This is a genomic window from Testudinibacter sp. TW-1 (assembly GCF_050613185.1).
Lineage (GTDB): Bacteria > Pseudomonadota > Gammaproteobacteria > Enterobacterales > Pasteurellaceae > Chelonobacter.
Genome location: NZ_CP192511.1, coordinates 2,124,961 through 2,150,996 on the forward strand (window position 1 = coordinate 2,124,961; position 26,036 = coordinate 2,150,996).

The window sequence follows — 26,036 nt, forward strand, 5'->3', positions numbered from 1 at the left end:
TTGTGCATGTGCAGAAGATCAGATTTGATCTTCTGCCATTAAAATGAAAAGGATTGCGTCCGCAATATCGGATTCAATCCTTCGATTAAATAATCCAAGTTTTTGGGCAGGGCAATATTCCCGTTATTTTTATTTGTTAGCCTTTCAAACTGTCGGTCAAGTGCGGTTGGATTTTGGTTAAAATCTCTTTAGCCACACGCGGCGCCGCCGCAACGAGATTGCCTGAAATCAAATACTGATGACCACCGGCAAAATCGGTCACAATCCCACCGGCTTCACGTACGATCAAATCACCGGCGGCGCAATCCCACGGTTTTAAACCGATTTCAAAATAACCGTCCACACGGTTGGCGGCAACATATGCCAGATCCAATGCGGCAGAGCCGGTACGACGGAAATCGGCGGCGTCCTCAATCAGTGAGCCGATAATGTTCAACTGTACCGGCATATGTTGTTTCGCTTTAAACGGGAAGCCGGTAGCCAGCACCGCACCGGCTAAATCACGGCGGTTTTCCACACGCAGACGGGTTTCATTCAGTTTGGCGCCTTCGCCACGCACCGCGGTGAACAGTTCGTTACGGATTGGGTCATAGACTACGCCCACTTCGGTGCGCCCGTTTTCACGAATCGCAATCGAAACGGCAAAGTGCGGTAGGGTTTTGATAAAATTGGTCGTGCCATCCAGCGGATCGATAATCCATTGTACGTTTTTGTTTTCGCCTTCAATCGCACCGCTTTCTTCGGTGATAATCGTGTGATCAGGATAGGATTTTTTGATCACCTCGATAATTGCCGCTTCCGCCGCTTTATCGACATTGGTTACATAATCATTACTGCGTTTGTTGCTCACTTCCACGCTTTCAGGGCGTTCGTAAGCTTTGGCAATCACATTGCCTGCTTTTCGTGCTGCACGAATAGCAATATTTAACATTGGATTCATAATTCCACCGGATTTTAAAGAACAAATAAATAAAAGGAGTGATTTTGTTATAACACACAAAACTGCGCGAATTATAAAGAATTGTCGCCGAAATTGCGAGGTAAATTTGTTTTTGTCTCATTCGTGATATTCAGGTATGATTGACAACACAAATGACACCATTTATTAGCGAGGTGAAATAATGGAAACCATTCATTTTCGAATTGATGCGCAAACCAAACGGTTGGCTATGCAGGCGGCAAAACGGCAACAGACTGATTTGACCAAATTAATGCGCGAAAGAGCGGAAGAATTGGCGGCGGAAGAGCAAGCATATCAGGCGAACAGCCATGCGCATTGGTTAGAAGCGCAAATCAACGAAGCGATTCAGCGTTACGAAAGCAAACAAACGCAATTATTCGACCAAGCGGCAAGCCAACAAAAAATGCAGCAATTACGCCGCCAATTAATCGGAGCAGCGTAGTGAAGTTATTTTGGGAAGCACAGGCGCAACACGATCGAGAGCAAATTTTCCGCTATTTTTTTGAACACGCCGGTTTAGCATTAGCCGATCAAATCGATGCGAAATTTGAAGAAATGGCAGCATTATTACAGCAAAATCCGCAATTAGGCAAGAAAGTGAAAGAGACTTCCAGTTGTTATCGGAAGTTAATCGTACCGCACTTTCCATTTATTCTGATTTATGCCGTCGAACAGGAAAGCCTGATTATTTTAAGCGTGCTACATAGCGCATGCAAATTAACAAGTAACTATTGATATGACAACTCAAACCTATTTAAACAATATTCGTATCGTGCTGATCGAAACCTCCCACACCGGTAATATCGGTTCGGCGGCGCGGGCGATGAAAACCATGGGCTTGTCGTCGCTGTATTTGGTTGCGCCGAAAACCTTGCCCGATGAACAGGCAATCGCCTTATCCGCCGGGGCGAATGATATTGTGGAAAGTGCGACCGTGGTCGACACTTTTGATCAGGCGGTGGCGGATTGTTCCTTGGTGATTGGCACCAGTGCGCGCAGTCGGCATGTGTCGATTCCGTTGATTGAACCGCGTGCCTGCGGTGAGCAGGCGGTGTTAATGGCGGCAAACGGCGGCAAGGTGGCGATTGTGTTTGGGCGCGAACGGGTCGGTTTAAGCAATGACGAACTACTCAAGTGCGGTTTTCATCTCAACATTCCGGCAAATCCGGATTACTCCTCACTCAACTTGGCGATGGCGGTGCAATTGGTCAGCTACGAAGTGCGCATGGCGATGTTGGCACAGCCAGCCAATCCCACACCAACCGCACTTTCACTCTCGGTTAATGAGAAACCAAGCCAACAAGAGTTGGAATACTTTTTCAAGCAAACCGAACAACTGTATCGTACCTTGGGCTTTATCCAAAATAACGGCGTGATGTCGAAATTGCGCAGTCTGTATGCCCGTGCCGAGCTGCGCAAAAACGAATTGAATATCTTGCAGGGTATGCTCAGCACGTTAAGGAAAAAGTGCGGTTAAAAGCAGAGTCAGGCGAATTATGCGGTGCTTGTTGCTGTGATAGACAAAAACATACAAAAATAGTCAGGTTTAAAGTTGACTAAAATAGTCTGGTATGAAAAAATCACCTCATCAAATTATCGTTGAGGAGCAGATATGAAATTGACATCAAAAGGGCGTTACGCCGTGACAGCCATGCTGGATATTGCGCTCAATTCGCAGCGTGGCGAAATCGAGATGCCGATTACATTAGCCGATATTTCCGAACGTCAGCAAATCTCATTATCTTATTTAGAGCAGTTATTTGCCAAATTGCGCCGTTTCGGCTTGGTGAAAAGTGTGCGTGGTCCCGGCGGTGGTTATCTGTTAGGCATGCCGATTGAAAAAATTGCAATCGGTATGATTATTGCGGCGGTGAATGAAAATATCTCGGCAACCAAATGCAAAGGCAAAGGCAATTGTCAGGGCGGAACGACCTGTTTGACCCATTCGCTGTGGGAGCAGTTAAGCGAAGAGATCGAGGAGTTTCTGAACGGGATTACCATTGCCGATTTAGTTAATAAACAGACTCAGCGCAGTGCGTTGAAAAAGCATTTGGATCAGCAACTATCTTTTCAAGTGGTCAACCGCACTTAATCGGTGCGTTTGATAGTGTTAATTTTTCAGGAGTGAAAATGAAATTACCAATTTATTTGGATTATGCAGCGACTTGTCCGGTGGACGAACGCGTTGCGAAAAAAATGATGGAATTTATGACCTATGACGGCATTTTTGGTAATCCGGCGTCGCGTTCGCACCGTTTCGGCTGGCAAGCGGAAGAAGCGGTTGATATTGCGCGTAACCAAATTGCCGATTTAATCGGGGCGGATTCCAGAGAGATCGTGTTCACTTCCGGCGCGACCGAGTCCGATAACTTGGCGATCAAAGGGGCGGCGCATTTTTACCAAACCAAAGGCAAACATATCATCACTTGCAAAACCGAACATAAAGCGGTGTTAGACACTTGCCGCCAGTTAGAACGCGAAGGCTTTGAAGTGACCTATCTCGAGCCGGAAGCCGACGGTTTGATTGATTTGGCGAAATTGGAAGCGGCAATGCGCGATGACACTATTTTAGTGTCGATTATGCATGTGAATAACGAAATCGGCGTGATCCAAGATATCGAGAAAATCGGTGAATTGTGCCGGGCGAAAAAAGTGCTTTTCCATACTGACGCAACCCAAAGCGTCGGCAAAGTGGAGATTGATCTCAGCAAATTAAACGTGGATTTGATGTCATTCTCCGGTCATAAATTATACGGACCAAAAGGAATCGGCGGTTTATATGTGCGGCGTAAACCACGCGTTCGGATTGAAGCCATGATTCACGGCGGCGGACACGAGCGCGGCATGCGCTCGGGCACATTGCCGGTGCACCAAATCGTTGGTATGGGCGAAGCCTATCGTATCTGCAAAGAAGAAATGGCGAGCGAAATCCCACGGATTAAAGCCCTGCGCGATCGTTTATACAACGGCTTGAAAGACATTGAAGAAGTGCATGTAAACGGTTCATTGGAACAGCGTGTTGCCGGCAATCTGAACATCAGCTTCAACTATGTTGAAGGGGAATCGTTAATGATGGCATTGAGCGATATTGCGGTCTCTTCCGGTTCGGCTTGTACCTCGGCCAGCCTTGAGCCGTCGTATGTCTTGCGTGCGTTGGGCTTGAACGATGAATTGGCGCACAGCTCAATCCGTTTCTCAATCGGGCGTTACACCACCGAAGAAGAAGTGGATTACACTATCGAATTAGTGAAAAAAGCAGTAAGCAAACTGCGTGAACTGTCCCCGTTATGGGATATGTTTAAAGAAGGGATTGATTTGAACACAGTGCAGTGGACTGCCCACTAATCGGTTAACAGGAGAAATAAAATGGCATATAGCGAAAAAGTAATCGATCATTATGAGAACCCGCGTAACGTGGGGGCATTCGATAAAAAAGAACAAAATGTCGGCAGCGGCATGGTGGGCGCACCGGCATGCGGCGACGTAATGCAGTTGCAAATCAAAGTGGATGACAACGGTATTATCGAAGACGCGCGTTTCAAAACCTACGGCTGCGGCTCGGCGATTGCCTCCAGCTCGCTGATTACCGAATGGGTGAAAGGCAAATCGTTAGATGAAGCCGGTTCGATCAAAAACAGCCAAATTGCCGAAGAGTTGGAATTGCCGCCGGTGAAAGTTCACTGTTCAATTTTAGCGGAAGATGCAATCAAAGCGGCGATTGCCGATTATAAAGCGAAAAACAATAAATAATGTTTAACCCTGTTGGACTGCGTGCAACAGGGATTTTCTCTATTTGTTACAGTTGTATATTAAGGATTCACCATGGGTGTCAGTTTAACCGAAAGCGCGGCAAATCGCGTGCGTACTTTTCTTGAAAACCGCGGTAAAGGCTTAGGGTTGCGTTTAGGCGTGAAAACCTCAGGTTGTTCCGGACTTGCGTATGTATTGGAGTTCGTTGATGAGATGAACGAAGACGATCAAGTCTTCGAGCAGCATGGCATTAATGTGATTATCGACAGCAAAAGTTTGGTTTATCTGGACGGGACCGAGTTGGATTTTGTCAAAGAAGGCTTAAACGAAGGCTTTAAATTTGATAATCCGAATAAAAAAGACGAATGTGGTTGCGGCGAAAGCTTTACCGTGTAAAGTGCGGTCAGACTCAGCAAAATCAATAGGATAAACAATGCAAAACCCGTTTGAACTTTTTGGTATCGCAGTCGGTTTTCAGCTGGATACCGCACTTTTATCGCAACGCTATCTCGACTTGCAAAAACAGTACCACCCCGATAATTTTGCCACCGAATCCGCTGCGCAACAGCTTGCAGCGGTGCAGCAGGCGGCGCAGATTAACGGGGCGTATCAAATCCTGAAAAACCCGATTCGCCGTGCCGAAGCGATTTTACAACTGAATTGGACACAGCCGCTGAATCCGGAAGAAACGGTGAAAGACAACGAATTTTTGCTACAACAATTGCTGTTGCGTGAGGATTTGGAAGCCGCCGCTTGTGGTTGCGATGAAGCGGAAATTGCCGCCTTGCGCGACAAAAGCGAAACCCTGCGCCGACAACAATTACAGGCGATTGAAAACGCCATTCAACATGCCGCATGGGCAGAGCTGAAGCAGCAGATTGACCGCTTAAAATTTATTGAAAAACTGCTGCTGGAAGTGGAACAAATCGAAGATCGCTTATACGGCTAATGTTATACTAGCCGCTGTTTGCAATGCTGATAAGCGAATGCATGCCGCATAAAACCGCACTTCGCTTATTGGCTTTTTACTTTTTACTCTATTCAGATAAAACGGAAACCTAACATGGCATTACTTCAAATTGCCGAACCCGGGCAAAGCGCCGCGCCGCACCAACACCGTTTGGCGGTGGGGATTGATCTGGGCACGACCAATTCGCTGTTGGCAACCGTGCGTAACGGCAGCAGTGAAATTTTAGCCGATGTGGACGGCAATGCCCTGATTCCTTCGGTCGTCAATTATGCGCTCAGCACGCCGCTGGTCGGTTGTGCCGCCTTGGCAAGAGCGGTCAGTGAACCGCAGCAAACCGTGATTTCGGTTAAACGCCTGATTGGACGCAGTTTAGCCGATGTGCGGCAGCGTTATCCCAATTTGCCTTATCGCTTTCAAGCAAGCGAAAACGGCTTACCGCTCATCGAAACCGCACAGGGCAATTTCAGTCCGGTGCAAATTTCCGCCGATATTCTTAGAAAACTCAATCATTTGGCGGAAGCCCGTTTGGGCGGCGAACTGTCGGGCGCGGTGATTACCGTGCCGGCGTATTTTGACGACGCACAACGCCAATCGACCAAAGACGCGGCGCGTTTGGCCGGACTGCAAGTGTTGCGTTTGCTAAACGAACCGACTGCGGCGGCGATTGCCTACGGTTTGGATTCCGGACAAGAGGGCGTGATTGCGGTCTATGATTTGGGCGGCGGCACCTTTGATATTTCGATTTTGCGTCTGTCCAAAGGCGTGTTCGAAGTGCTCGCCACCGGTGGCGACACCGCACTTGGCGGCGATGATTTCGATCATCTGCTGGCGGGCTGGATCGAACAACAATCGGGCATTGCTGCCGCCAATAGCATTGAACGCCGTCAGCTATTGGAAACCGCCATTGCGACTAAAGTACAATTAAGCGTGGAAAGTGCGGTGCCAGTGCAGTTCAAAGATTGGCAGGGCGAAATCAACCGTGCGCAGTTTGATCAGTTAATTCAACCGTTGGTGAAACGTTCATTAATGGCGTGCCGCCGCGTGTTGAAAGACGCACAAGTCAGCCCGGAAGAGGTGTTGCAGGTGGTGATGGTCGGCGGTTCGACCCGAGTACCGTTAATCCGCGAACAAGTGGGCGAATTTTTCGGTAAAACGCCGTTGACCTCGATCGACCCGGATAAAGTGGTGGCGTTAGGCGCAGCGATTCAAGCGGATATTTTGGTCGGCAATAAAGCCGATACCGATATGTTATTGCTCGATGTGACGCCGTTATCCTTAGGGATTGAAACCATGGGCGGGTTGGTGGAAAAAATCATTCCACGCAACACTACTATTCCGGCGGCGCGTGCGCAAGAGTTTACCACCTTCAAAGACGGACAAACCGCGATGACAGTGCATATTGTGCAGGGCGAACGCGAAATGGTGGCGGACTGCCGCTCACTTGCCCGTTTCACCCTGCGCGGCATTCCGCCGATGGTCGCCGGGGCGGCGCATATTCGCGTGACCTATCAAGTCGATGCCGACGGTTTGCTCAGCGTCACGGCAATGGAAAAATCGACCAAAGTGCAAGCCTCGATTCAGGTGAAACCGTCTTACGGTTTAAGTGATGATGAAATTCGCAATATGATCCACGCTTCGATTGAAAATGCGGAACAGGATATGCAGGCGCGCCGTTTGGCGGAACAGCAAGTGGAAGCCAAACGGGTGATTGAAGGCGTAGAAGAGGCATTAAAATTAGATCGCGAATTATTAAATACGCAAGAATTGGGCGCAATCACCGCGCAAATCGAGCAGTTGCGCGCCTTAATCAGCGGCACAGACAGCGACGCGATTAAACACGGAATTAAACAACTTGATGTGGTCACCCGCGAATTTGCCGCGCGCCGTATGGATAAATCGGTGCGCAGCGTGCTGCAAGGGCACAGTATCAGCGAAATTGAAAACAGTTAAAAACGAATTTACAAGGATTTAGATATGCCAAAGTTAATTTTTCTCCCGAATGAAACCTATTGCCCGGAAGGCATGGTGGTTGACGCCGCCAAAGGCGAAAGTATTTTAGATGCGGCGCTGAACGCCGGTATCGAAATCGATCACGCCTGCGAAAAATCCTGTGCCTGCACCACTTGCCATGTGGTGGTGCGCGAAGGTTTCGACTCCCTCAATGAAAGCAGCGATTTGGAAGAAGATATGTTGGATAAAGCTTGGGGCTTGGAAATGGAAAGCCGTTTAAGCTGCCAAGCGGTGGTGGGCGACGAAGATCTGGTGATCGACATTCCACGTTACACCATCAACCACGCCCGCGAAGATCATTAGTCAAGCAGAGGAATAAGCATATGAAGTGGCAAGATTCGCAACAAATCGCTTGGGCGTTATACGATCGCTATCCTGATGTCGATCCTAAAACCGTCCGTTTCACCGATATGCACGCTTGGATTTGCAATCTGCACGGTTTCGACGACGACCCGCAAAAATCAAATGAAAAAATTCTGGAAGCGATTTTATTGCATTGGCTGGATGAATTTGAGGATTAAGCGGGATTTCGGAAGAATGAAGTGCGGTAGTTGGACGGTTTAATGAAAGGACCGGCTACCGCACTTTTTTAGTTGTTTTATATTTCAACCACTTTGCGCATTTTCGCACTTTCAAAGCATTTTTCTAATAACATTAATACGTTTCGTGCTTGTTCCGCGGTTACAACCAACGGTTCGTTTGTGGTGATCGCGGCATAAATGTTGTCGTAATAAGCGGCATAACTTGCCGCCGGGGATTCGATTTTGCCTTGGAAATGCACGCCGTTAAGCTCGGTATTGAGCGTTCCCCATTGGCTTTCATTTTCCACGTTCCAGTTGCCAACGGGCAAAATCCCCTGTGCTAATTGCGATTCTTGGATATCGGCGACATATTTTAGATAAGAGCCGTTCCGCCCATGTAACGCAATATGCGGACCTTTCTCGCGCGCATATTTTGTGGCGCCGAGTTCTACCTTCAGATTGGGATAATATAGGTAGATTTGAAAATTATCATCGCTTAGCGCGTTTTCATGTTGGTAGCGAATATCGGCAAACAGGGCTTGCGGCATACCTAACAGATCCACGGCATGATCGACTAGATGGACGCCTAAGTCATATACCAAGCCGACGCCTTTTTCACCGGTTTCTTTCCAAACCTTCGGATTTTTATTCGCGCTGTAGCGGTCGAACCGCACTTGATAATCAACAATATCGCCGATGAGCCGGTTATCAATAATCTTTTTCACCGCCAAAAAGCCGCTGTCCCAACGGCGATTTTGATAAGGTGAAAGGATCACGCCTTGCTGTTGTGCCAGTTGATCCAGTTCCGCCGCTTCAAATGCGGTTACCGCAATCGGCTTTTCCAATACCACGTGTTTGCCGGCGGCAATCGCTTGTTTGGCAAAGTCGTAGTGGGTTAAGTTCGGGGTGCAGATCACAATCAAATCAATCTCGTCACTCAGCAGCTCGGAAAATTGATGTACCACGTCCACATCCGGGATTTTTTGCTTGGATTTTTCGCCGCTGCGCTCAAACACTTTTTTGATCTGAAAGTGCGGATCGATTAATAAAAACGGCACATGGAACACCTGCGCCGACATGCCAAAACCGGCGATACCGACATTAATCACCTTAGTCATTTTTCACCTCGTTATTTAATCCGTTCTAAATGTTGTAATAAATCTGCCGTCGGAATGCGCTGAATTTTACGCAAACGCAGCAGGAGAAAAACCGATGCAAAGGTCAGGCTCAGCACGAAGCCGATCCAGAACCCTTCCGCCGCCAGCGCCGGCACGATCCAATCGGTGAGACCGGTGATATAACCCACCGGCATACCAATCATCCAGTAGCATAGTAGCGAAATAATTAAAATCGCCTTGGTGTCTTTATAGGCGCGCAGCGCACCGCCGGCAATGACTTGAATACTGTCCGGAATTTGGTAAGCTGCGGCAAACAATAAGAGGAATGACGCCATGGCAATAACTTGCTGATCAGTAACAAAAATTTGTGCGATTTGCGTGCGGAACAGTAACGTGAGAATGGCGGTTATCATTGCCACAACCAAACCTAAGCCCAGCGCACTAAAGCTGACTTGTTTTGCGCCCTCGATATTTTGTTCGCCCAAACGTTGTCCGACCAAAATCGTGGTTGCCATGGAAATCGAGAGCGGCAACATAAAGATAAACGAGCTGGTCTGTAAGGTGATTTGGTGGCTGGCAACCACATTTGCGCCCAATGGTGAAATCAGCAGCGACACAATGGTAAACAGCGTGACTTCGGCGCATAGGGTCAAGGCAATCGGCACGCCGAGATTGAGCAGTTTGCGTTGGGTATTCCAATCGGGTTTTTCAAATAATTTGGGAAACAGGCGCAGATCGCGTTGGTTTTTAGCGCGATAACAGTAGATCAAAATCATCACCATCATCAGCCAATTCACGATTGCCGTAGCAATGCCACAACCGACCGCACCGAATGCCGGAATACCGAATTTACCGTAAATAAAGATATAATTCAGCGGAATATTCAGCAATAAACCGATAAAGCCGATCACCATTGCCGGTTTGGTTTTTGCCAAGCCATCATTCAAGCCGCGAAAGTTGATCATCAATAAATAAGGCAAGATCCCAAACGCCATTGCTTGCAGATACTGGCTGGCAATGTCGGCGAGCCGCTGCTCCATGCCCATAAAATTGACAATGAAATGGCTGTTATAAATCAAGGCAAAGAGCGGTATTGTGATCAGCAACACAATCCAAATCCCTTGCCGCACTTGGTGCGCAATCCGTTTGCGTTGTCCCGAGCCATTGAGATAAGCGATTGTCGGCGGCAGTGCGAGTAGCAAGCCTTGCCCGAACAAGACTAACGGAAACCAAATCGACGCGCCAATCGAAATTGCCGCCATGTCCGCCGCACTGACACGACCCGCCATAATCGCATCAATCATGCCCATCGAACTTTGCGCGATTTGTGCGACCAAAATCGGTGCGGCAATTTTGATTAATTGGCGCATTTCTAAGCGGTGCTGCGGATCAGTGATAAATTTGAACATAAAGATATTTCTGCTTAATTGGAAAGAAAAGAGCTATAATCTGTGCCGATAAAAATAAACATTATGAGGAAAAGATTATGTTTACCGGCATTATACAGGGTAAAGCCCGAATTGAATCGATCGAAGCAAAAAAAGATTTTAAAACCCATGTTATCAGAATGCCGCCGGATTTGTTGGATGATCTGAAACCGGGCGCGTCGATTGCGCATAACGGTGTGTGTTTGACCGTGACCGAAATTAACGGGGATTTGCTGAGCTTTGATTTAATGCAAGAAACGCTGCGCATTACCAATCTGGGAGAATTACAGGTCGGTGACGAAATCAATGTCGAACGCGCAATGAAAATGAGTGACGAAATCGGCGGACACCTGTTGTCGGGGCATGTTTACAGCATGGCGCTGATCGACGAGATTATTGAAACGGAAAATAACTGTCAAATCTGGTTCAGTCTGCTGCAACCGCACTTGATCAAATATATTCTCACCAAAGGCTATATTGCGATTGATGGTATCAGCTTAACCATTGGGGCAGTCGAAAACGGGCGTTTTTGTGTGAATTTGATTCCGGAAACCTTGCAACGCACGATTATCGGGCAGAAAAAAATCGGCGGTAAAGTCAATCTTGAAATCGACTCGCAAACCCAAGCGTTGGTGGATACGGTGGAGCGGTATTTGGGGGAAAGAGGGTTGTAAGTCAGATAAAAAAGCGCAGCTATGCGCTCCAGGCTGATGACAAAGTCTCTTGCTCGAATCATTTCCCTCCCTCCGTATACGGAGGGAGGTGTCCGAAGGACGGAGGGAGGCATAAAGAATGTTAAAACTGAATATGTTGCATTTTCATATTCCCCCTCTCTCCCCATTTTTCTTGCGAAAAACGGTACTCCCTCCGCATGCGGAGGGAGAGAAGTCAGTTTGTCAGCAATCTCAAGCGCAGCTATGTGCTTCTTTTATGCGCCTAGTCTGCGTAAAATGCGTTGTATTGAAATCCTTTTGTATTGACTTTTACCCGATACAAACCGTTACTGGCGGTGATAAACAACTCGTTTTGCGCTTTTCCGCCTAAGGTGCAATTGGATACGGTTTTGTTAAGCGTAATTTTGGCAATGATTTTACCATCAGGCGTGATAATCAAAATTCCGTCATCGCAGCTGCAATAAATCAAGCCGCTTTCATCAACACAAAAACCGTCGGGAATGCCGGGCGTAATTTCACAGATCGTGCGGCGATTGTGTAAGCGCATACCATCGACATCAAACGCGACCAGATGATGTAAACCGTCTTGGAATTCGACAGCCGACATATCGGCAACATACAAAATTTTTTCATCGGGAGAGAAGAAGAGTCCGTTAGGGCGCATGGTATTGAAGCTGGCTAACCGCACTTTTTGATCTGTAGGATCATAGCAATAGACATAGCAGCCGATGATTTCACTTGCCGCCTGATATCCCTCATTATTACTGAGAATACCGTATGGCGGATCGGTAAACCAAACCGTGCCGTCGGATTTTACCACCAGATCATTCGGTGAATTAAAGTGCCGCCCATCATAGCGATCAACCAGCATGCTGACATTACCCTGTTGATCGGTGTGGCTGATTCCCCTGGCGCCGTGTTGGCAGGTGATCAGCGAACCGTCAGGCAATAACGCGTTGCCATTGGCGAAATCGGACGGTGCACGGAAAACCGACGTTCCTTCTGTTTCCGACCATTTGAACATTCGGTTGCCCTTAACGTCACTGAAAACAACACTATTTTCATGCGGCAGCCAAACCGGCCCTTCCGCCCAAGTCGCCTCAGAGAACAGGCAATCGATTTGTGTTTGCCGATCGAACAAGTCAGAAAATCGGGAATCATAAACTTCAATATTCATAATACCTACCTACTAGATTAAATAGGGAGAGTATTCCTCCCCCGATTTGATTTAGTTAATGCCCCAGATTTTTTTATAGGCATTTTGATAGCCGTTTTGCGGGTCATACATATTTTTATCGCCGCCATCGTAGGCAATATTGTCTTTAGTGACCAAATGTACCGGCGTGACATAGTTAGATGGTTTCTCACCGGAGAAGGCGCGGTTCAATTCATCAACTAACTGCCAGCCATGCAGATTCAATGGTTCGGGCACTGTTGCAATTTGGTGCTCTCCGGCACGGATTCGTTGATAGGCGGTAACCGAACCATCGCCGGCGGAAATGTTATAAGGTGCGGCGTCACCTTTAATGCCGGCCGTGCGGAGTGATGGCGTCATAAAGTCAAAATAGAGATCGTTGATCGCCAAGGTGTATTGGAAATTATCTTGGTATTTTTGCAAGGTACTGAAGGTTAGCCCCGGCATACGGCTTGAGGTATCGGCAAGCGGCGTATCGATAAATTCCAATACCTTGCATTCTTTACATTGTTCGATAGTCTCTTTCATGACATTGGCCTTGCGCAATGCAATTTCATAGAGGGAATCAGTTAAGATCACGGCTTGTGCTTTACCGTCTGATTTCGCCACGGCAAGCAATGCCGAGAGGCGTGCAATTTCATCAGAATCGGAAGTCACATTATAAAAGATGTTATATTTCTCAATCGGACCCGGTTGTGGGGTGGCATGCCATGCAATTAAGGTAATATTTTGCTCATTGGCTTTTTTCAACGGATTGCGGGCGACATTCGGATTCCAGCCGCCGATAACAATTGCGTCTGGTTTTTTGGCAATGGCTTGATTTAACGAAGCTAATTGATTATTAACCGAACCGGCGCCATCCAACACATCAAGCGACCAACCTGCAACATCAGCGGCTTCTTTCATACCGTCCAGTACGCCAAGCACACCGCCGTTCTTCATATCGGAAGCGATAAAGATGACACGTTTGTCTTTTTGTAATGCCGGACCGGTTGTCGGGCCGTCCCACTGTGTTTGCGGCGCTGTCGCAGCTTCTACAATTTGTTTCGCCTGAGTAACGAAAGCGTCTTTTGTTGCAGAGGCACTGGCAAATTGACTGACGGTAAGCAAGCCGCCGGCAAGGGTGGCAATCAGCATTTTTTGAAAAAGAGTTTTCATAACGTTTTCCTCGTAGTTATTGGATAGAGTGTTTATCGGCTGGTTGAGACGGTTTTTCCACATCGGCTTTTTTCTGAATTAATTTTTGGTTGAGTAAGCGTTTGCGTTGGGCATATCCGGCGATCGTGATGGAGAGTAACAGCGTCGCTCCGTTAAATAACGGTTCAACCCAGAAGGCGCCACCGAATTGTTGGATTCCTGAGATTCCGATAGCCAGAATTGCGATTCCGACCACGGTGCCCCACACATTGACACGCCCGGGACGAATGGTGGTGCTGCCTAAAAATGCGCCGACCAACGCCGGTAAAAGATAATCCATGCCGACACTGGCTTGACCGACGCCTTGTTGCGCGGCGATCAATACCCCGGTGAAACCGGTTAATGTGCTGGAGGCGATAAAGGCGACAATGGTGTATTTTTTGATTGAGATCCCGTTTAAACGGGCGGCGGCCGGGTTTCCTCCCACGGCATACATACAACGGCCCACTGCGGTATGTTCGGTGATGAGCCAAAGTACAATGGCAACAATCAACATATAGAGCGCGGAAATAGGAATGCCGAACAGCTCGAAACTGTTCAACTCATAAAACGCCTCGGGCAGATCGCCGACGATTTGGCGACCGCCGGAATGCCACAACGCAACCGCGTACAGCACGGTTCCAGAACCGAGGGTGGCAACAAAGCTGTCAATGTCGGCAAGTGCCACTAAAATACCGTTTAATAATCCATAAAGTGCGGCGATAATCAGGACGGTGATGACCGCCATTTGCCAAGAGAAACCAAATTGCACCTGCAAACTGATGGCTAAAATATGCCAAAGCACAATCCCGAAACCGACGTTTAAGTCGATTTTGCCGACAATCATGGTAATTGTGGCGGCAAGGGCAAGCAGGGCGATTTTCGATTTGGTTTCTAAAATCGCATTCAGCGTTAACATTGAGGCAAAGGTCGGTGTGGCGAGTGAAAAAATAATGACCAACAAAATACATAACCATAATAACCCGTAACGGGTTGCTTGCTGCGAAAACCACGCCGTGAAACCGTCTTGACGTAAGGAGACCGCTTGCTCAAGAGCGGTTGATTTAACTGAAGTTTGCGCCATAATAAATATCCTTATATCGCTGAATGAACGGAAGATGATGAAAAAGAGGTTGGCGTTGCAGAAGAAAGCTGCAATAAATTCGAAAAGGTAATGTCTTCATTGAGCAGTTCACCGACCACGCTGCCGCGGTTGAAAACGATTGCACGGTTACAAAGGTGTGCGATCTCTTCGAAATCGGTAGAAATCACAATCACCGCAACCCCTTGTGCCAAGGCTTTATTGAGCACGTCATAAATTTCGGCGCGGGCGCCGACATCGACACCGGCGGTCGGATCCTCCAGAATCAAGATTGGCGTATTGAGATGCAGCCAACGCGCCATCACAATTTTTTGTTGGTTGCCGCCGGATAATGCGCTGACTTCAATAAACATATTTTTCGGTCGGATATCAAACTGTTGGAATTTAAACCAACTTTGTTTTAACTCTTCCGCCCGATCGTACCAGCGAAGTGCGGTTTTTTGGGTAATAATGGGATTAATAAATAAATTTTCGGTTGTCGTCATCGACATCACCAAACTTTCATGGGGGCGATCCCCCGCTACCAAGGAAATACCATGTTGAATAGCGTCTTTTGGCGAGTGCGGCGTATAGTTTTGGTTAAGCAATCGAATATTGCCTTGTTCCAAGTCGCGTAATCCGAATAATAACCGTCCGATCTCTTCTTGTCCGGCACCGCGTAAACCGGCAAGCGCGATCATTTCGCCTTTATGCAACGCGAAGGAAACCGGTCCGGTGTCACCGACAGTCACATCCGTGAGTTTGAGCACTTCTTCACTATGCAGCGGTAACGGCATACGCTGATGGTGGCGCGTTTCTTCGCCGACGATCACTTTCACCAATTCTTTTACCGAATAGTTTCGGGTTGCCCCTTCAGCCACCGGAAAACCGTCACGCATAACATAAATACGGTCGGAAATCTCGATGACTTCATCTAAGCGGTGGGTGACGTAAATCATGCCAACCCCTTTTTCTTTCAGGGTTTGTAATACCGAAAACAGATGTTTTACGTCACTGGCGGGCAGAGACGCGGTCGGTTCGTCTAAAATCAGAATTTTGGCATTCACCGCAATTGCCCGGGCAATTGCCAGTAAGGCTTTTTCTGTGCGCGACAGATCAAAAACACGTGTGTCCGGATCGAGCCGAATCCCGACGGATTTCAGCGCTTGTTCCGCCTGTGACCGCACTTTGCGCCAATTCACCATGTTAAAGCGTTTTGGAAACCCCATCACGAAAGCCATATTTTCGGCGACCGTCATCCATTCGATTAATCCGAGATCTTGGTGGATGAAGGAGATAGGTTGTTGGGTATCGGTTTTGAGGGAGAGGGCGGAATGAATCGGCTTGCCTTCAAAGAGGATCTTCCCGTTATCATAGGGATAAATACCGGCTAATATTTTAATCAGTGTTGATTTTCCCGCGCCGTTTTCACCGAGCAAGGCAACGATTTCCCCGGGATAAATATCAAGACTGACATCGTTGACGGCAATATTACCGCCAAAACGCTTGATGATATGCTGCATACTGAGAATGGGATTTTTAGGAGAGTTGTCAGGCATAAAAGTTCCTTTTTAGAAAATAAATAGGAAAAACCGGTCTATGTCTTGTTCGATATTTTTCACATTATGAAATAATATTTTGATATTTGAAATTGTAAAATTTCTGTTTTGTGAGCACGGTCAAGCTTATATAAATTGACATCGCCGGTGTGATCTTACCGAATGGAATTTGTTTAATGCGTAATAAGTTGATTATGCGGAAAAAATTCCGCATTCGGATCAAATTTGTCGAGTCGAGCCAAGCTCAAGAGAGATCGTATTGGCGGTATGTTTGAGAGAAGTTAGCAGCGTATTTTTGCCCAATTGATTTAATCGTGCGGTTGAAAGTGAAATCGAAACCGAATAAATCACTTTGCCGTGGACATCAAAAATCGGGCAGGCGATACAGCTGACGCCCAATTCGTTTTCTTCCGCATCCATGGCATAGCCGTGTTGGCGGATTTGTGCCAGTTCTTGTTCCATGCCTTGCAAAGTAGTGATGGTGTTGCAGGTTAACTGTTGAATGTTTTTTTGGTTGCTGCGCCAATAACGCGGCAGATAGTCGGCTTGATCATATGCCATAAAGATTTTTCCCATGGCAGAGCAATAAAGTTGCAGGTGTTGCCCGATATAAGAACGGGTGCGCATCATGCCGCTGGTCGGTTCTAATTTGTAGATCATAATGGCGTGTCCGTTTTCACGCATTGAAAAATTGACCGTTTCTTCGGTGTCCAGATTCAGTTGCTCTAAAAACGGAGAGGCGATATTGATAATATTCATGGAGGCGAGTGTTTTTTGCCCGATAGCCAAACATTTCGTGGTCAAGCGGTAGGTTCCCATGGTATTGGTCGGTTTGACATATCCGCAGGCTTGCAGACTTTGCAGCATTCGGTGCGTGGTGCTTTTATTCAATCCTGAGATTTCGGATAGCTTCGCTAAAGGGCAGCCGTTGGGGAAATTACTCAAGATTTCGAGCAATGACAGTCCTCGAATCAAACTTTGATTGCTGCCGCCTCTTTTTTCTTCTTTTTCAGTATTCTTAATCATATTGTTAGCCTTTATTGGTGTGTAACGCCATTATTCCCCTTTATGCTTGCGTAACGCAATGCCTTATCTTTTGAAAATGAGATAAGGATCACAATATTGGGAATTATTTTTAACATATTGATTTATAAATAAATTTATTTGGAATTAAATTTGCTTAATTTTTTAAAATAATACAATATGTGAAATATCATTTCACAATATGAAATTTAAATGGCAAAGAGGTTTAACATGCGAGTAAGTTATAACGACTTAAAACAAGAATTCAAACGTGTCCTGTTGGCGCGCGGAGTGGTTGAAGAAACGGCGGAGTCGTGCGCGGCATTGTTTGCCGATACCACGCAAGCGGGGGCGTATTCTCACGGGGTAAACCGTTTCCCGCGCTTTATCCAACAACTGGAAAATGGCGATATCGATCCGACGGCAGTGCCGAGCAAGGTGTTGTCATTGGGCGCAATTGAACAATGGGACGCCCACCAAGCAATCGGTAACCTCACCGCAAAAGACATGATGGATCGCGCAATGGTATTGGCGGATCAGCACGGGATTGGGGTGGTCGCATTGAAAAACGCCAATCACTGGATGCGCGGCGGCGGCTACGGCTGGCAAGCGGCGGAAAAAGGCTATATCGGCATTTGTTGGACCAATGCATTGGCGGTGATGCCGCCGTGGGGCGCGAAAGAGTGTCGTATCGGAACGAATCCGTTGATTATCGCCATTCCAAGCAACCCGATCACCATGGTGGATATGTCTTGCTCGATGTATTCCTACGGCATGTTGGAAGTCAATCGTCTTGCGGGTCGCCAAACCTTTGTTGATGCCGGCTTTGATGATGACGGCAATTTGACCAAAGATCCGGCGACAGTCGAGAAAAACCGCCGCCTATTGCCAATGGGCTATTGGAAAGGCTCCGGTTTATCGATTGTGTTGGATATGATCGCCACCTTATTGTCGAACGGGTTGTCGGTTGCGGAAGTCACCGAAGAAAAAGATGATGAATACTGTGTTTCTCAGGTGTTTATTGCGATTGAAATTGATCGTTTGATCGACGGCAAAACCAAAGATGAAAAACTGCAACGGATTATGGATTATGTCAAAACGGCGGAACGTGCCGATCCGAATGTGGAAGTGCGCTTGCCGGGACATGAGTTCACCACCATTCTGGCGGATAACCAAGCCAACGGCATTCCGGTTGACGATACGGTTTGGGCTAAATTGAAATCATTGTAGTCATGAGGTAACAGCATGTTTTTCGGTCATCTTTCTAATTTTGAGGCAAAACACTATCCAAGTGCGGTACAAACCGCACTTGAATACCTCAAAAATACCGATTTCAACCGACTGGCGGCAGGGCGCTATCCGATCAAAGGCGATCTGATCTATGCACAAGTGCTGGATTTGGAAACACAACCAAAATCGACGATCCTGCCTGAAGTTCACCGCAATTATCTTGATGTGCAATATCTGCATGCCGGTTATGAACGGATCGGCGTGGCGATCGATTTGGGCAATAACCCGATTGCAAAAGCTTATGATCCGGCACGCGATATTTTATTTTACCAAAGCGTTGCCGATGAATCCGAACTGATCATGCGCCCGGGCAATTTTGCCGTATTTTTTCCAAGCGATGTGCACCGTCCGGCGTGTCTTGACGGCGAAAGCGGCAAGATCCGTAAAGTCGTGGTGAAAATTGCGGTCGGTGAACTGTAACAACATGAGATTTGGGGGTTCGCATGAATCGAATTATTTCTTATACCAGTAAGGTGTTGGAAGTTTTAGTGGTGTCAATGTTGGCGGTCATGGCGTGCATGGTCTTTACCAACGTTGTTTTAAGATATGCGGGTAATACCAGTATCACCATTGCCGAAGAATTATCGCGTTATCTGTTTGTTTGGGTCACGTTTTTGGGGGCGATTTTGATGTTTAAAGAAAACGGGCATGTGAGAGTGACGGTTCTGCCCGACAAACTCTCTCCGTTAAAACGAAAGATTTTGTCTCTTTTTACCGACGGCGTCATGTTGTATTGCTGCTATCTGATTTTTATCGGCAGTTATGCGCAAATGGAATTGAACATGAGCAATTATGCGCCGATTTCCGGCATTCCGACCGGGGTAAACTTTTTGGCGAGTGTGATTATGAGTGCACTGATTGGCGTCTTGTTGCTGGTTCGTTTGGCAAGCACGGCAATCCAGCTTAAACAAGGAGAATTATCATGACGATTGTTATTTTTCTCGGTGTTTTGTTAGGCTCGATTGCATTGGGTATTCCGGTCGCGTTCTCTTTGATTGTTTGTGCCGTTGCCTTGATGTTCCATTTGGATCTGTTTGACGCGCAAATTTTGGCGCAGAATTTGGTGAGTGGCGCCGATAGTTTTTCATTACTGGCAATTCCGTTCTTTATTCTTGCCGGTGAAATTATGAATGTCGGCGGTTTATCAAAACGGATCATTGATTTGCCGATGAAACTGGTCGGGCATAAACGCGGCGGCTTGGGCTTTGTGGCGATTATCGCGGCGATGATTATGGCGAGTTTGTCCGGTTCGGCGGTGGCGGATACCGCAGCGGTTGCCGCAATGTTAATCCCAATGATGAAAACCACCGGCTATCCGGTCGAGCGTTCCGCCGGTTTAATCGGCGCGGCGGGGATTATCGCACCGATTATTCCCCCGTCAATTCCGTTTATTATCTTCGGGGTCGCCAGTGGCGTTTCCATCACCAAACTGTTTATGGCTGGGATTTTCCCCGGAATTCTGATGGGGGTTTGTTTAGCCGCATTATGGGCTTGGCAGTCAAAACGGTTGAATTTGATGACTTTTTCTAAAGCGACCAAGCAAGAATTGTGCATTTCGTTTAAAAACAGCGTGTGGGCATTATTGCTGCCGGTCATCATCATCGGCGGATTCCGCTTAGGCATTTTTACCCCGACTGAAGCCGGGGCAGTGGCGGCATTTTATGCGCTTTTAGTGTCGATGTTTATTTACCGTGAGTTAAAAATCACACAATTGTACGGCGTGTTATTGGCGGCGGGAAAAACCACCGCGGTGGTAATGTTACTGGTGGCGGCGGCGCAAGTGTCGGGCTGGCTGATCACGGTTGCCGAGTTGCCACAGATGATCACCGAGCTGTTAGAGCCGTTAATCGACTCGCCGACTTTGTTGCTGATTGTGATTATGATGGCGGTGTTCGTCATCGGTATGGTGATGGATTTGACCCCGACCGTGCTGATTTTAACCCCGGTATTAATGCCGTTGGTGGAAGAAGCGGGAATTGATCCGGTCTATTTTGGGGTGTTGTTCATTTTAAATACCTCAATCGGGTTGATTACGCCGCCGATTGGCAACGTATTGAATGTGATCACCGGCGTTTCCAAACTGCCGTTTGATCAAGCCGCAAAAGGTATTCTGCCGTACTTATTCATGTTACTGGCATTACTCTTTGTCTTTATTTTCTTCCCGGCATTAATTTTAACCCCGTTAAGTTGGTTACAACCTTAACGCTTACTTTCACTTTTAGGAGAACAATATGAAAAAATTAACCGCACTTTTAACCGGTTTGACGCTGGTTGCCGCGACTATGACAGCGCAAGCTGCGACCTCATTACGTTTTGGCTATGAAGCGCCGCGTAGCGATACGCAACATGCCGCGGCGAAAAAATTTGATGAGTTACTAAAAGAAAAAACCAAAGGCGAACTGAAATTATCGCTGTTCCCGGACAGCACCTTAGGCAATGCGCAAACCATGATCAGCGCTGTGCGCGGCGGAACAATCGATATCGAAATGTCCGGTTCGCCGAATTTCAGCGGCTTGGTTTCCAACTTGAATGTGATCGACATTCCGTTTATTTTCCGTGACAAAGCGCACGCCTACCGTGTGTTGGACGGCGAAATCGGACAAGGCTTATTGAAAGAGTTGGAAGAAAAAGATCTGAAAGGCTTGGCATTCTGGGAAGTCGGCTTCCGTTCGATCACCAACTCGAAACACCCGGTTAATACGCCTGATGATGTCAAAGGCTTAAAAATCCGGACTAACCAAAATCCGATGTACGTTGAAGCGTTTAAATTGTTAGGTGCTAATCCGGTGCCAATGCCGTTGTCCGAGCTTTATACCGCACTTGAAACCCGTGCGGTTGACGCGCAAGAGCACCCGATCGGTATCGTGTGGTCAACCAAACTGTACGAAGTACAAAAACATTTGAGTTTGACCAATCATGGTTACACGCCGCTATTGGTAGTGATGAACAAGAAGAAATTCGACGCGTTCTCACCGGAAGTGCAGCAAGCGATCTTAGCGGCGGCGAAAGAAGCCGGGGCTTATCAGCGGGAGTTGAATGCCGCCAACGAAGCGGATATTCTGGATAAATTCCGTAAAGCCGGTATGGAAATTGTTGAGCATGTGGATACCAAACCGTTCCGTGATATTGTAGAACAGCCGGTTCGTCAATATTTCATTGAACGCAATGGCGACACCTTGATCAAACAAGTTGACGCCTTAGCGGAATAATCTGTTTATCGGCAGGTTATGTTTCGACATAGCCTGCTTTTTATACAGTGGGTTATTATTTGGAAATAATTTGATGATTCAAACAATAATCTATTGAATATTAGTCTATTAAATATTTAAGCAGTAAGGGAAAAATATGGATTTTTGGTTGGGAATCGATTGCGGCGGCACGTTTATCAAAGCGGCGATTTATGATAGCAAAGGCAAAGAATACGGCAATTTTCGCCAGAATTTAACCATTATCAATGCGAAACCGGGCTGGGCGGAGCGTGATCTGACCGCACTTTGGGCAGCTTGTGCCGAGGTGATTGCCGGGGCGGTTCAAGCGGCGAATATTGCGGCGGAAGCGATTAAAGGCGTGGGCATATCCGCGCAAGGCAAAGGATTATATTTATTAGACAAACAAAAACAACCGCTAGGCTACGGCATTATTTCTGCCGATCAACGTGCATTAGAGATTGTGAAACAGTGGCAGGCGGACGGGATTCCGCAAACCTTATATCCTTTAACCCGACAAACTTTGTGGACAGGACATCCGGTCTCGATTTTGCGTTGGTTAAAAGAACATGAGCCTGAGCGTTACGCACAAATCGGCAGCGTGTTGATGACGCACGATTATTTGCGTTTCTGCCTGACCGGCGAAATTGCCTGCGAAGAAACCAATATTTCCGAATCCAATTTATATAATATGCAGACAGGGGAGTATGATCCGCACTTAGCCGAGTTGTTGGGCATTGAAGAAATGATGTCGGCATTGCCACCGATAATCGGTTCATCGCAAATTGCCGGTTATATTACCGAACAAGCGGCAAAACAGACGGGCTTAAAAGCCGGCACGGCGGTGGTCGGCGGGCTGTTTGATGTGGTGTCAACCGCACTTTGCGCCGGTTTGGACGATGAAAGCAAACTGAATGCGGTGCTCGGCACTTGGTCTGTGGTGAGCGGCATTACCGATCATATTGATGATTCGCAAGCATTGCCTTTTGTTTATGGACGGCATGCGCAACAAGGCGAGTTTATTGTACATGAAGCCAGCCCGACGTCGGCGGCGAATTTGGAATGGTTTACCAAGCAGTGGAATATCAATGATTACAATGCCATTAACCAAGCGGTCGCCGCCTTGCCAAAAGCGCAAAGCAGCGTGCTGTTCGTGCCGTTTTTGTATGGTTCGAATGCCGGTTTAGGCATGCAAGCCGGGTTTTACGGGCTGCAATCGCTGCATACGCAAGATCACTTATGGCAAGCGATTTATGAAGGGGTTATTTTCAGTTTGGCATACCATTTGGAACGAATGCTACAGCGTTTTCCCAACACCTCCATCATCCGAGTAACCGGCGGTCCGGCGCGTTCGCCGGTCTGGATGCAAATGCTGGCGGATTTAACCGGCTTGCCGATTGAAATTCCACAAATTGAAGAGACCGGCTGTTTGGGGGCGGCATTGATGGCGATGGTCGGTAATCAGGTCTTTAGCGACAGCAAGCAAGCGCAACACGTTGTCAGCGCGCAAATGAAACGGATTGAACCTGATCCGACAGTCTATGATAAATATCAAAATAAATATAAAAAATATAAATTATTGCTTGAAAGTCTGCAGCATTTTAATAATCATTGTTATGATTGAATTTGATATTTTATGATTTATTTTGATTTTCACAGTAAAAGAGGTAATGAATGAGAAAACATAAATTGGGTATCTATGAAAAAGCCTTGCCCAAAAATTTAAGTTGGCAGGATCGCTTGTCGATTGCCAAAAGCTGCGGGTTTGATTTTGTTGAGATTTCAATTGATGAAAGCGATGAGCGGCTGGCACGTTTGGATTGGAGCAAAGCGGAGCGTCTGGAGATTGTACAAGCCATCTTAGAAACCGGCATTACCATTCCGTCGATGTGCTTATCCGGACACCGCCGTTTCCCGTTTGGCAGCCACGATGAAAAAGTGCGGTCCGAAGCCTATGCGATAATGGAAAAAGCGATTCAACTGGCGAGTGATATCGGCATTCGCACCATTCAGTTGGCGGGCTATGATGTGTATTACGAAGAGCAAGACGAGGGCACGTTACAACGTTTTAGCGAAGGCATGCAGTGGGCGGTAGAGAAAGCGGCGAGCGCGCAAGTGATGTTGGCGGTCGAAATTATGGACACGCCGTTTATGAATTCGATCAGCAAATGGAAACAATGGGATCAACTGTTAGCCTCACCTTGGTTCACGGTTTATCCGGACGTCGGCAATCTGTCCGCTTGGGGCAATGATGTCACGAAAGAGCTGGAGTTGGGCATTGATCGTATCGCCGCAATTCACTTAAAAGACACTTACGCCGTAACCGACACCTGCAAGGGGCAGTTCCGTGATGTGCCGTTCGGCGAAGGTTGCGTGGATTTTGTCAAGGTGTTCGAAACCTTGCGACGTTTGAATTATCGCGGCGCTTTCCTCATTGAAATGTGGACGGAAAAATCGGACGAGCCGATTATGGAAATTATCAACGCACGCCGCTGGATTGAAACTAAAATGAAAGAAGGGAATTTCGTATGTTAAAAAAATTGAAACAACAGGTTTTTGAAGCGAATTTGGATTTGCCGAAATATGGACTGGTGACATTTACTTGGGGCAATGTCAGCGGTATTGATCGGGAAAAAGGCTTGGTGGTCATCAAACCGTCCGGTGTCGAATATGATGTGATGACGGCGGACGATATGGTGGTGGTTGATCTGCATAGCGGGGAAGTGGTTGAAGGCAGGAAAAAACCGTCTTCCGATACCCCGACCCATTTGGAATTATACCGTCAATTCCCGGACATCGGCGGGATTGTGCATACCCATTCCCGCCATGCGACCACTTGGGCGCAGGCAGGGCATGATTTGGCGGCATTAGGCACGACTCATGCGGACTATTTTTACGGTTCCATTCCTTGCACCCGTTTGATGACCGACGAAGAGATTCAAGGGGAATATGAGCTGGAAACGGGGAAAGTGATTGTCGAGACGTTTGCGACCCGTGGTATCAAAGCCAAAGATATTCCGGCGGTGTTGGTTCATTCGCACGGGCCTTTTGCTTGGGGCGGCGATCCGCACAATGCGGTGCACAATGCCGTGGTGCTGGAAGAAATTGCCTATATGAATCTGTTTACTTATCAGCTGAACCCAACTGCGGAGAGTATGCAGCAAACCTTGTTGGATAAGCATTACCTGCGTAAACACGGCAAAAATGCTTATTACGGGCAGTAAGAATCATGCATTGATAATTCACATCTAACCATGACCGCACTTTGTTTTGAAGCAAGTGCGGTTATTTTTTATGCGCTATCAATTGAATTTATAATTTACGGCTTATATAATGGTTTGTGCATATAAAGGGGAAAGAGGCTAGATGGGGAGTGTGAATAAGTGGAAGGTGCTCGTCACAGAGCGTTTTGATATTTGGTTGAGTGAGCAAGATGAAAGTACAAGAGAATCGGTGTTATCCGCATTGAATAACTTGCGGACTTATGGACATAAATTATCGCGTCCCTACGCGGATACCTTGAAAGAATCACGATATTCCAATATGAAAGAATTGCGAATTCAGCATCAAGGTAAACCACTACGCGCATTTTTTGCATTTGATCCACTTCGTCAGGCGATCGTATTATGTGCAGGCGATAAAAGTAACGACAAACGTTTTTATGAAAAAATGATCCGTATCGCAGATGATGAATTTGCAGCATATTTAATGACTTTGGAGAAATAAATGAGCAAATTAACGACATTAGATGAATTGATTGCGAGACAATCTCCTGAATCACAAAAACGCATTCAGGAAATGACAGAGGAACTGGTTCTTGAAACTGGACTGGCAATGTTGCGTGAAGAGCTTCAACTGTCACAGAAAGTGCTGGCTGATAATTTAGGGATTTCTCAACCTGCAATCACGCAAATTGAGCAACGTGGCAATGAATTAAAATTATCAACTTTGAAACGCTATATTGAAACGATGGGAGGGAAATTGAGCCTTGCGGTCGAAATGCCGACAGGGAATAGCCATATTTTCCGCATTTGAGTTTTTCATTCAATAAATCAATAAGGTGGACTATGATAGC

At 47.0% G+C, this 26,036-nt stretch carries 30 protein-coding genes; 22 read left to right on the forward strand and 8 right to left on the reverse strand.

The genetic code is table 11. From position 1 onward, the window contains the following. Positions 1–136 precede the first annotated feature (136 nt). Entirely contained in the window at positions 137–940 is an 804-nt protein-coding gene (gene suhB / locus ACQ31U_RS10130; protein ID WP_431051707.1) for an inositol-1-monophosphatase, read from the reverse strand. Between the two features lie 181 nt (positions 941–1,121). On the opposite strand from suhB, the gene ACQ31U_RS10135 reads away from it, so the two are divergent. The 11 genes from ACQ31U_RS10135 (at position 1,122) to iscX (ending at position 8,212) form a co-directional block, all read left to right on the forward strand. Next, complete coding sequence (locus ACQ31U_RS10135) at positions 1,122–1,403, forward strand: hypothetical protein (RefSeq protein ID WP_431051709.1); 282 nt, start codon at positions 1,122–1,124, stop codon at positions 1,401–1,403. After that, positions 1,403–1,696, forward strand: a complete 294-nt coding sequence (locus ACQ31U_RS10140; protein ID WP_431051711.1) for a type II toxin-antitoxin system RelE/ParE family toxin — start codon at positions 1,403–1,405, stop codon at positions 1,694–1,696. Before ACQ31U_RS10135 ends, ACQ31U_RS10140 begins: the two co-directional genes overlap by 1 nt. Position 1,697: 1 nt before the next feature. Further along, on the forward strand, positions 1,698–2,438 hold the full coding sequence (gene trmJ / locus ACQ31U_RS10145; protein ID WP_431051713.1) for a tRNA (cytosine(32)/uridine(32)-2'-O)-methyltransferase TrmJ: 741 nt from the start codon (positions 1,698–1,700) through the stop codon (positions 2,436–2,438). A gap of 135 nt (positions 2,439–2,573) precedes the next feature. Further along, positions 2,574–3,053 (forward strand): Fe-S cluster assembly transcriptional regulator IscR, encoded by a 480-nt coding sequence (gene iscR, locus ACQ31U_RS10150; RefSeq protein ID WP_431051715.1) that lies wholly within the window; start codon positions 2,574–2,576, stop codon positions 3,051–3,053. 38 nt (positions 3,054–3,091) lie between these two features. Further along, complete coding sequence (locus ACQ31U_RS10155) at positions 3,092–4,306, forward strand: IscS subfamily cysteine desulfurase (RefSeq protein ID WP_431051717.1); 1,215 nt, start codon at positions 3,092–3,094, stop codon at positions 4,304–4,306. A 21-nt stretch (positions 4,307–4,327) separates the two neighbouring features. Next, a complete protein-coding gene (gene iscU, locus ACQ31U_RS10160; RefSeq protein WP_034613831.1) occupies positions 4,328–4,711 on the forward strand; it encodes a Fe-S cluster assembly scaffold IscU in 384 nt (127 codons plus the stop codon). 72 nt (positions 4,712–4,783) lie between these two features. Further along, positions 4,784–5,107, forward strand: a complete 324-nt coding sequence (gene iscA, locus ACQ31U_RS10165) for an iron-sulfur cluster assembly protein IscA (protein WP_431051719.1) — start codon at positions 4,784–4,786, stop codon at positions 5,105–5,107. A gap of 37 nt (positions 5,108–5,144) precedes the next feature. Further along, positions 5,145–5,660, forward strand: a complete 516-nt coding sequence (gene hscB, locus ACQ31U_RS10170; protein WP_431051721.1) for a Fe-S protein assembly co-chaperone HscB — start codon at positions 5,145–5,147, stop codon at positions 5,658–5,660. 114 nt (positions 5,661–5,774) lie between these two features. Then, positions 5,775–7,631, forward strand: coding sequence for a Fe-S protein assembly chaperone HscA (gene hscA, locus ACQ31U_RS10175; protein WP_431051723.1), 1,857 nt, complete (start codon positions 5,775–5,777; stop codon positions 7,629–7,631). Positions 7,632–7,655: 24 nt separating this feature from the next. Beyond that, positions 7,656–7,994, forward strand: a complete 339-nt coding sequence (gene fdx / locus ACQ31U_RS10180; protein ID WP_431051725.1) for an ISC system 2Fe-2S type ferredoxin — start codon at positions 7,656–7,658, stop codon at positions 7,992–7,994. A 20-nt stretch (positions 7,995–8,014) separates the two neighbouring features. Then, on the forward strand, positions 8,015–8,212 hold the full coding sequence (gene iscX, locus ACQ31U_RS10185) for a Fe-S cluster assembly protein IscX (RefSeq protein WP_431051727.1): 198 nt from the start codon (positions 8,015–8,017) through the stop codon (positions 8,210–8,212). Between the two features lie 77 nt (positions 8,213–8,289). Here iscX and ACQ31U_RS10190 read toward each other — a convergent pair whose 3' ends face one another. Continuing rightward, positions 8,290–9,330, reverse strand: a complete 1,041-nt coding sequence (locus tag ACQ31U_RS10190; protein ID WP_431051729.1) for a Gfo/Idh/MocA family oxidoreductase — start codon at positions 9,328–9,330, stop codon at positions 8,290–8,292. A gap of 11 nt (positions 9,331–9,341) precedes the next feature. Further along, positions 9,342–10,739: an MATE family efflux transporter gene (locus ACQ31U_RS10195; RefSeq protein WP_431051732.1), complete on the reverse strand. Its 1,398-nt coding sequence runs from the start codon at positions 10,737–10,739 to the stop codon at positions 9,342–9,344. Positions 10,740–10,816: 77 nt separating this feature from the next. On the opposite strand from ACQ31U_RS10195, the gene ACQ31U_RS10200 reads away from it, so the two are divergent. Next, positions 10,817–11,431, forward strand: coding sequence for a riboflavin synthase subunit alpha (locus tag ACQ31U_RS10200; protein WP_431051734.1), 615 nt, complete (start codon positions 10,817–10,819; stop codon positions 11,429–11,431). Between the two features lie 262 nt (positions 11,432–11,693). Here ACQ31U_RS10200 and ACQ31U_RS10205 read toward each other — a convergent pair whose 3' ends face one another. The 5 genes from ACQ31U_RS10205 to ACQ31U_RS10225 all read right to left on the reverse strand — a co-directional run bounded on the left by ACQ31U_RS10205 (position 11,694) and on the right by ACQ31U_RS10225 (position 17,468). After that, positions 11,694–12,608 carry an SMP-30/gluconolactonase/LRE family protein gene (locus ACQ31U_RS10205; RefSeq protein ID WP_431051736.1) on the reverse strand — a complete coding sequence of 305 codons (915 nt, stop codon included), beginning with the start codon at positions 12,606–12,608 and terminating at the stop codon, positions 11,694–11,696. Positions 12,609–12,659: 51 nt separating this feature from the next. Then, complete coding sequence (locus tag ACQ31U_RS10210) at positions 12,660–13,763, reverse strand: ABC transporter substrate-binding protein (protein WP_431054326.1); 1,104 nt, start codon at positions 13,761–13,763, stop codon at positions 12,660–12,662. 37 nt (positions 13,764–13,800) lie between these two features. Then, positions 13,801–14,886: an ABC transporter permease gene (locus ACQ31U_RS10215; protein ID WP_431051738.1), complete on the reverse strand. Its 1,086-nt coding sequence runs from the start codon at positions 14,884–14,886 to the stop codon at positions 13,801–13,803. A gap of 11 nt (positions 14,887–14,897) precedes the next feature. Then, positions 14,898–16,442, reverse strand: a complete 1,545-nt coding sequence (locus ACQ31U_RS10220) for a sugar ABC transporter ATP-binding protein (RefSeq protein ID WP_431051740.1) — start codon at positions 16,440–16,442, stop codon at positions 14,898–14,900. A 219-nt stretch (positions 16,443–16,661) separates the two neighbouring features. Then, positions 16,662–17,468 carry an IclR family transcriptional regulator gene (locus tag ACQ31U_RS10225; RefSeq protein WP_431051742.1) on the reverse strand — a complete coding sequence of 269 codons (807 nt, stop codon included), beginning with the start codon at positions 17,466–17,468 and terminating at the stop codon, positions 16,662–16,664. 228 nt (positions 17,469–17,696) lie between these two features. On the opposite strand from ACQ31U_RS10225, the gene yiaK reads away from it, so the two are divergent. The 10 genes from yiaK to ACQ31U_RS10275 all read left to right on the forward strand — a co-directional run bounded on the left by yiaK (position 17,697) and on the right by ACQ31U_RS10275 (position 25,996). Continuing rightward, positions 17,697–18,695, forward strand: coding sequence for a 3-dehydro-L-gulonate 2-dehydrogenase (gene yiaK / locus ACQ31U_RS10230; protein WP_431051744.1), 999 nt, complete (start codon positions 17,697–17,699; stop codon positions 18,693–18,695). A 15-nt stretch (positions 18,696–18,710) separates the two neighbouring features. Next, positions 18,711–19,175, forward strand: coding sequence for a YhcH/YjgK/YiaL family protein (locus ACQ31U_RS10235; RefSeq protein ID WP_431051746.1), 465 nt, complete (start codon positions 18,711–18,713; stop codon positions 19,173–19,175). 23 nt (positions 19,176–19,198) lie between these two features. Continuing rightward, on the forward strand, positions 19,199–19,681 hold the full coding sequence (locus ACQ31U_RS10240) for a TRAP transporter small permease subunit (RefSeq protein ID WP_431051748.1): 483 nt from the start codon (positions 19,199–19,201) through the stop codon (positions 19,679–19,681). After that, the gene (locus ACQ31U_RS10245; protein WP_431051750.1) at positions 19,678–20,958 is read left to right on the forward strand and encodes a TRAP transporter large permease subunit; all 1,281 of its coding nucleotides are present in this window, start codon (positions 19,678–19,680) and stop codon (positions 20,956–20,958) included. The genes ACQ31U_RS10240 and ACQ31U_RS10245 overlap by 4 nt, the downstream gene beginning before the upstream one ends. A gap of 28 nt (positions 20,959–20,986) precedes the next feature. Beyond that, positions 20,987–21,964: a TRAP transporter substrate-binding protein gene (locus ACQ31U_RS10250; protein ID WP_431051752.1), complete on the forward strand. Its 978-nt coding sequence runs from the start codon at positions 20,987–20,989 to the stop codon at positions 21,962–21,964. Positions 21,965–22,100: 136 nt separating this feature from the next. Continuing rightward, on the forward strand, positions 22,101–23,585 hold the full coding sequence (locus ACQ31U_RS10255; protein WP_431051754.1) for an FGGY-family carbohydrate kinase: 1,485 nt from the start codon (positions 22,101–22,103) through the stop codon (positions 23,583–23,585). Between the two features lie 50 nt (positions 23,586–23,635). After that, the gene (locus ACQ31U_RS10260; protein ID WP_431051756.1) at positions 23,636–24,496 is read left to right on the forward strand and encodes an L-ribulose-5-phosphate 3-epimerase; all 861 of its coding nucleotides are present in this window, start codon (positions 23,636–23,638) and stop codon (positions 24,494–24,496) included. After that, positions 24,490–25,185, forward strand: a complete 696-nt coding sequence (gene araD, locus ACQ31U_RS10265) for an L-ribulose-5-phosphate 4-epimerase (protein ID WP_431051758.1) — start codon at positions 24,490–24,492, stop codon at positions 25,183–25,185. Before ACQ31U_RS10260 ends, araD begins: the two co-directional genes overlap by 7 nt. Positions 25,186–25,327: 142 nt before the next feature. Continuing rightward, positions 25,328–25,687 carry a type II toxin-antitoxin system RelE/ParE family toxin gene (locus ACQ31U_RS10270; RefSeq protein ID WP_431051760.1) on the forward strand — a complete coding sequence of 120 codons (360 nt, stop codon included), beginning with the start codon at positions 25,328–25,330 and terminating at the stop codon, positions 25,685–25,687. Further along, a complete protein-coding gene (locus ACQ31U_RS10275) occupies positions 25,688–25,996 on the forward strand; it encodes a helix-turn-helix domain-containing protein (protein ID WP_431051762.1) in 309 nt (102 codons plus the stop codon). The last annotated feature ends 40 nt before the right edge of the window (positions 25,997–26,036 follow it).

Excerpts from the sequence above, each read along its gene's own strand:
- ACQ31U_RS10225 (WP_431051742.1), bottom strand. The coding sequence starts at position 17,468 with ATGATTAAGAATACTGAAAAAGAAGAAAAAAGAGGCGGCAGCAATCAA.
- iscR (WP_431051715.1), top strand. The coding sequence starts at position 2,574 with ATGAAATTGACATCAAAAGGGCGTTACGCCGTGACAGCCATGCTGGAT.
- hscA (WP_431051723.1), top strand. The coding sequence starts at position 5,775 with ATGGCATTACTTCAAATTGCCGAACCCGGGCAAAGCGCCGCGCCGCAC.
- ACQ31U_RS10195 (WP_431051732.1), bottom strand. The coding sequence starts at position 10,739 with ATGTTCAAATTTATCACTGATCCGCAGCACCGCTTAGAAATGCGCCAA.
- ACQ31U_RS10155 (WP_431051717.1), top strand. The coding sequence starts at position 3,092 with ATGAAATTACCAATTTATTTGGATTATGCAGCGACTTGTCCGGTGGAC.
- ACQ31U_RS10210 (WP_431054326.1), bottom strand. The coding sequence starts at position 13,763 with ATGCTGATTGCCACCCTTGCCGGCGGCTTGCTTACCGTCAGTCAATTT.
- iscU (WP_034613831.1), top strand. The coding sequence starts at position 4,328 with ATGGCATATAGCGAAAAAGTAATCGATCATTATGAGAACCCGCGTAAC.
- hscB (WP_431051721.1), top strand. The coding sequence starts at position 5,145 with ATGCAAAACCCGTTTGAACTTTTTGGTATCGCAGTCGGTTTTCAGCTG.
- ACQ31U_RS10200 (WP_431051734.1), top strand. The coding sequence starts at position 10,817 with ATGTTTACCGGCATTATACAGGGTAAAGCCCGAATTGAATCGATCGAA.
- ACQ31U_RS10190 (WP_431051729.1), bottom strand. The coding sequence starts at position 9,330 with ATGACTAAGGTGATTAATGTCGGTATCGCCGGTTTTGGCATGTCGGCG.
- araD (WP_431051758.1), top strand. The coding sequence starts at position 24,490 with ATGTTAAAAAAATTGAAACAACAGGTTTTTGAAGCGAATTTGGATTTG.
- ACQ31U_RS10240 (WP_431051748.1), top strand. The coding sequence starts at position 19,199 with ATGAATCGAATTATTTCTTATACCAGTAAGGTGTTGGAAGTTTTAGTG.
- trmJ (WP_431051713.1), top strand. The coding sequence starts at position 1,698 with ATGACAACTCAAACCTATTTAAACAATATTCGTATCGTGCTGATCGAA.
- ACQ31U_RS10220 (WP_431051740.1), bottom strand. The coding sequence starts at position 16,442 with ATGCCTGACAACTCTCCTAAAAATCCCATTCTCAGTATGCAGCATATC.
- suhB (WP_431051707.1), bottom strand. The coding sequence starts at position 940 with ATGAATCCAATGTTAAATATTGCTATTCGTGCAGCACGAAAAGCAGGC.
- iscX (WP_431051727.1), top strand. The coding sequence starts at position 8,015 with ATGAAGTGGCAAGATTCGCAACAAATCGCTTGGGCGTTATACGATCGC.
- ACQ31U_RS10235 (WP_431051746.1), top strand. The coding sequence starts at position 18,711 with ATGTTTTTCGGTCATCTTTCTAATTTTGAGGCAAAACACTATCCAAGT.
- ACQ31U_RS10270 (WP_431051760.1), top strand. The coding sequence starts at position 25,328 with ATGGGGAGTGTGAATAAGTGGAAGGTGCTCGTCACAGAGCGTTTTGAT.
- ACQ31U_RS10250 (WP_431051752.1), top strand. The coding sequence starts at position 20,987 with ATGAAAAAATTAACCGCACTTTTAACCGGTTTGACGCTGGTTGCCGCG.
- fdx (WP_431051725.1), top strand. The coding sequence starts at position 7,656 with ATGCCAAAGTTAATTTTTCTCCCGAATGAAACCTATTGCCCGGAAGGC.
- ACQ31U_RS10135 (WP_431051709.1), top strand. The coding sequence starts at position 1,122 with ATGGAAACCATTCATTTTCGAATTGATGCGCAAACCAAACGGTTGGCT.
- iscA (WP_431051719.1), top strand. The coding sequence starts at position 4,784 with ATGGGTGTCAGTTTAACCGAAAGCGCGGCAAATCGCGTGCGTACTTTT.
- ACQ31U_RS10255 (WP_431051754.1), top strand. The coding sequence starts at position 22,101 with ATGGATTTTTGGTTGGGAATCGATTGCGGCGGCACGTTTATCAAAGCG.
- ACQ31U_RS10205 (WP_431051736.1), bottom strand. The coding sequence starts at position 12,608 with ATGAATATTGAAGTTTATGATTCCCGATTTTCTGACTTGTTCGATCGG.
- ACQ31U_RS10260 (WP_431051756.1), top strand. The coding sequence starts at position 23,636 with ATGAGAAAACATAAATTGGGTATCTATGAAAAAGCCTTGCCCAAAAAT.
- ACQ31U_RS10245 (WP_431051750.1), top strand. The coding sequence starts at position 19,678 with ATGACGATTGTTATTTTTCTCGGTGTTTTGTTAGGCTCGATTGCATTG.
- ACQ31U_RS10275 (WP_431051762.1), top strand. The coding sequence starts at position 25,688 with ATGAGCAAATTAACGACATTAGATGAATTGATTGCGAGACAATCTCCT.
- yiaK (WP_431051744.1), top strand. The coding sequence starts at position 17,697 with ATGCGAGTAAGTTATAACGACTTAAAACAAGAATTCAAACGTGTCCTG.
- ACQ31U_RS10215 (WP_431051738.1), bottom strand. The coding sequence starts at position 14,886 with ATGGCGCAAACTTCAGTTAAATCAACCGCTCTTGAGCAAGCGGTCTCC.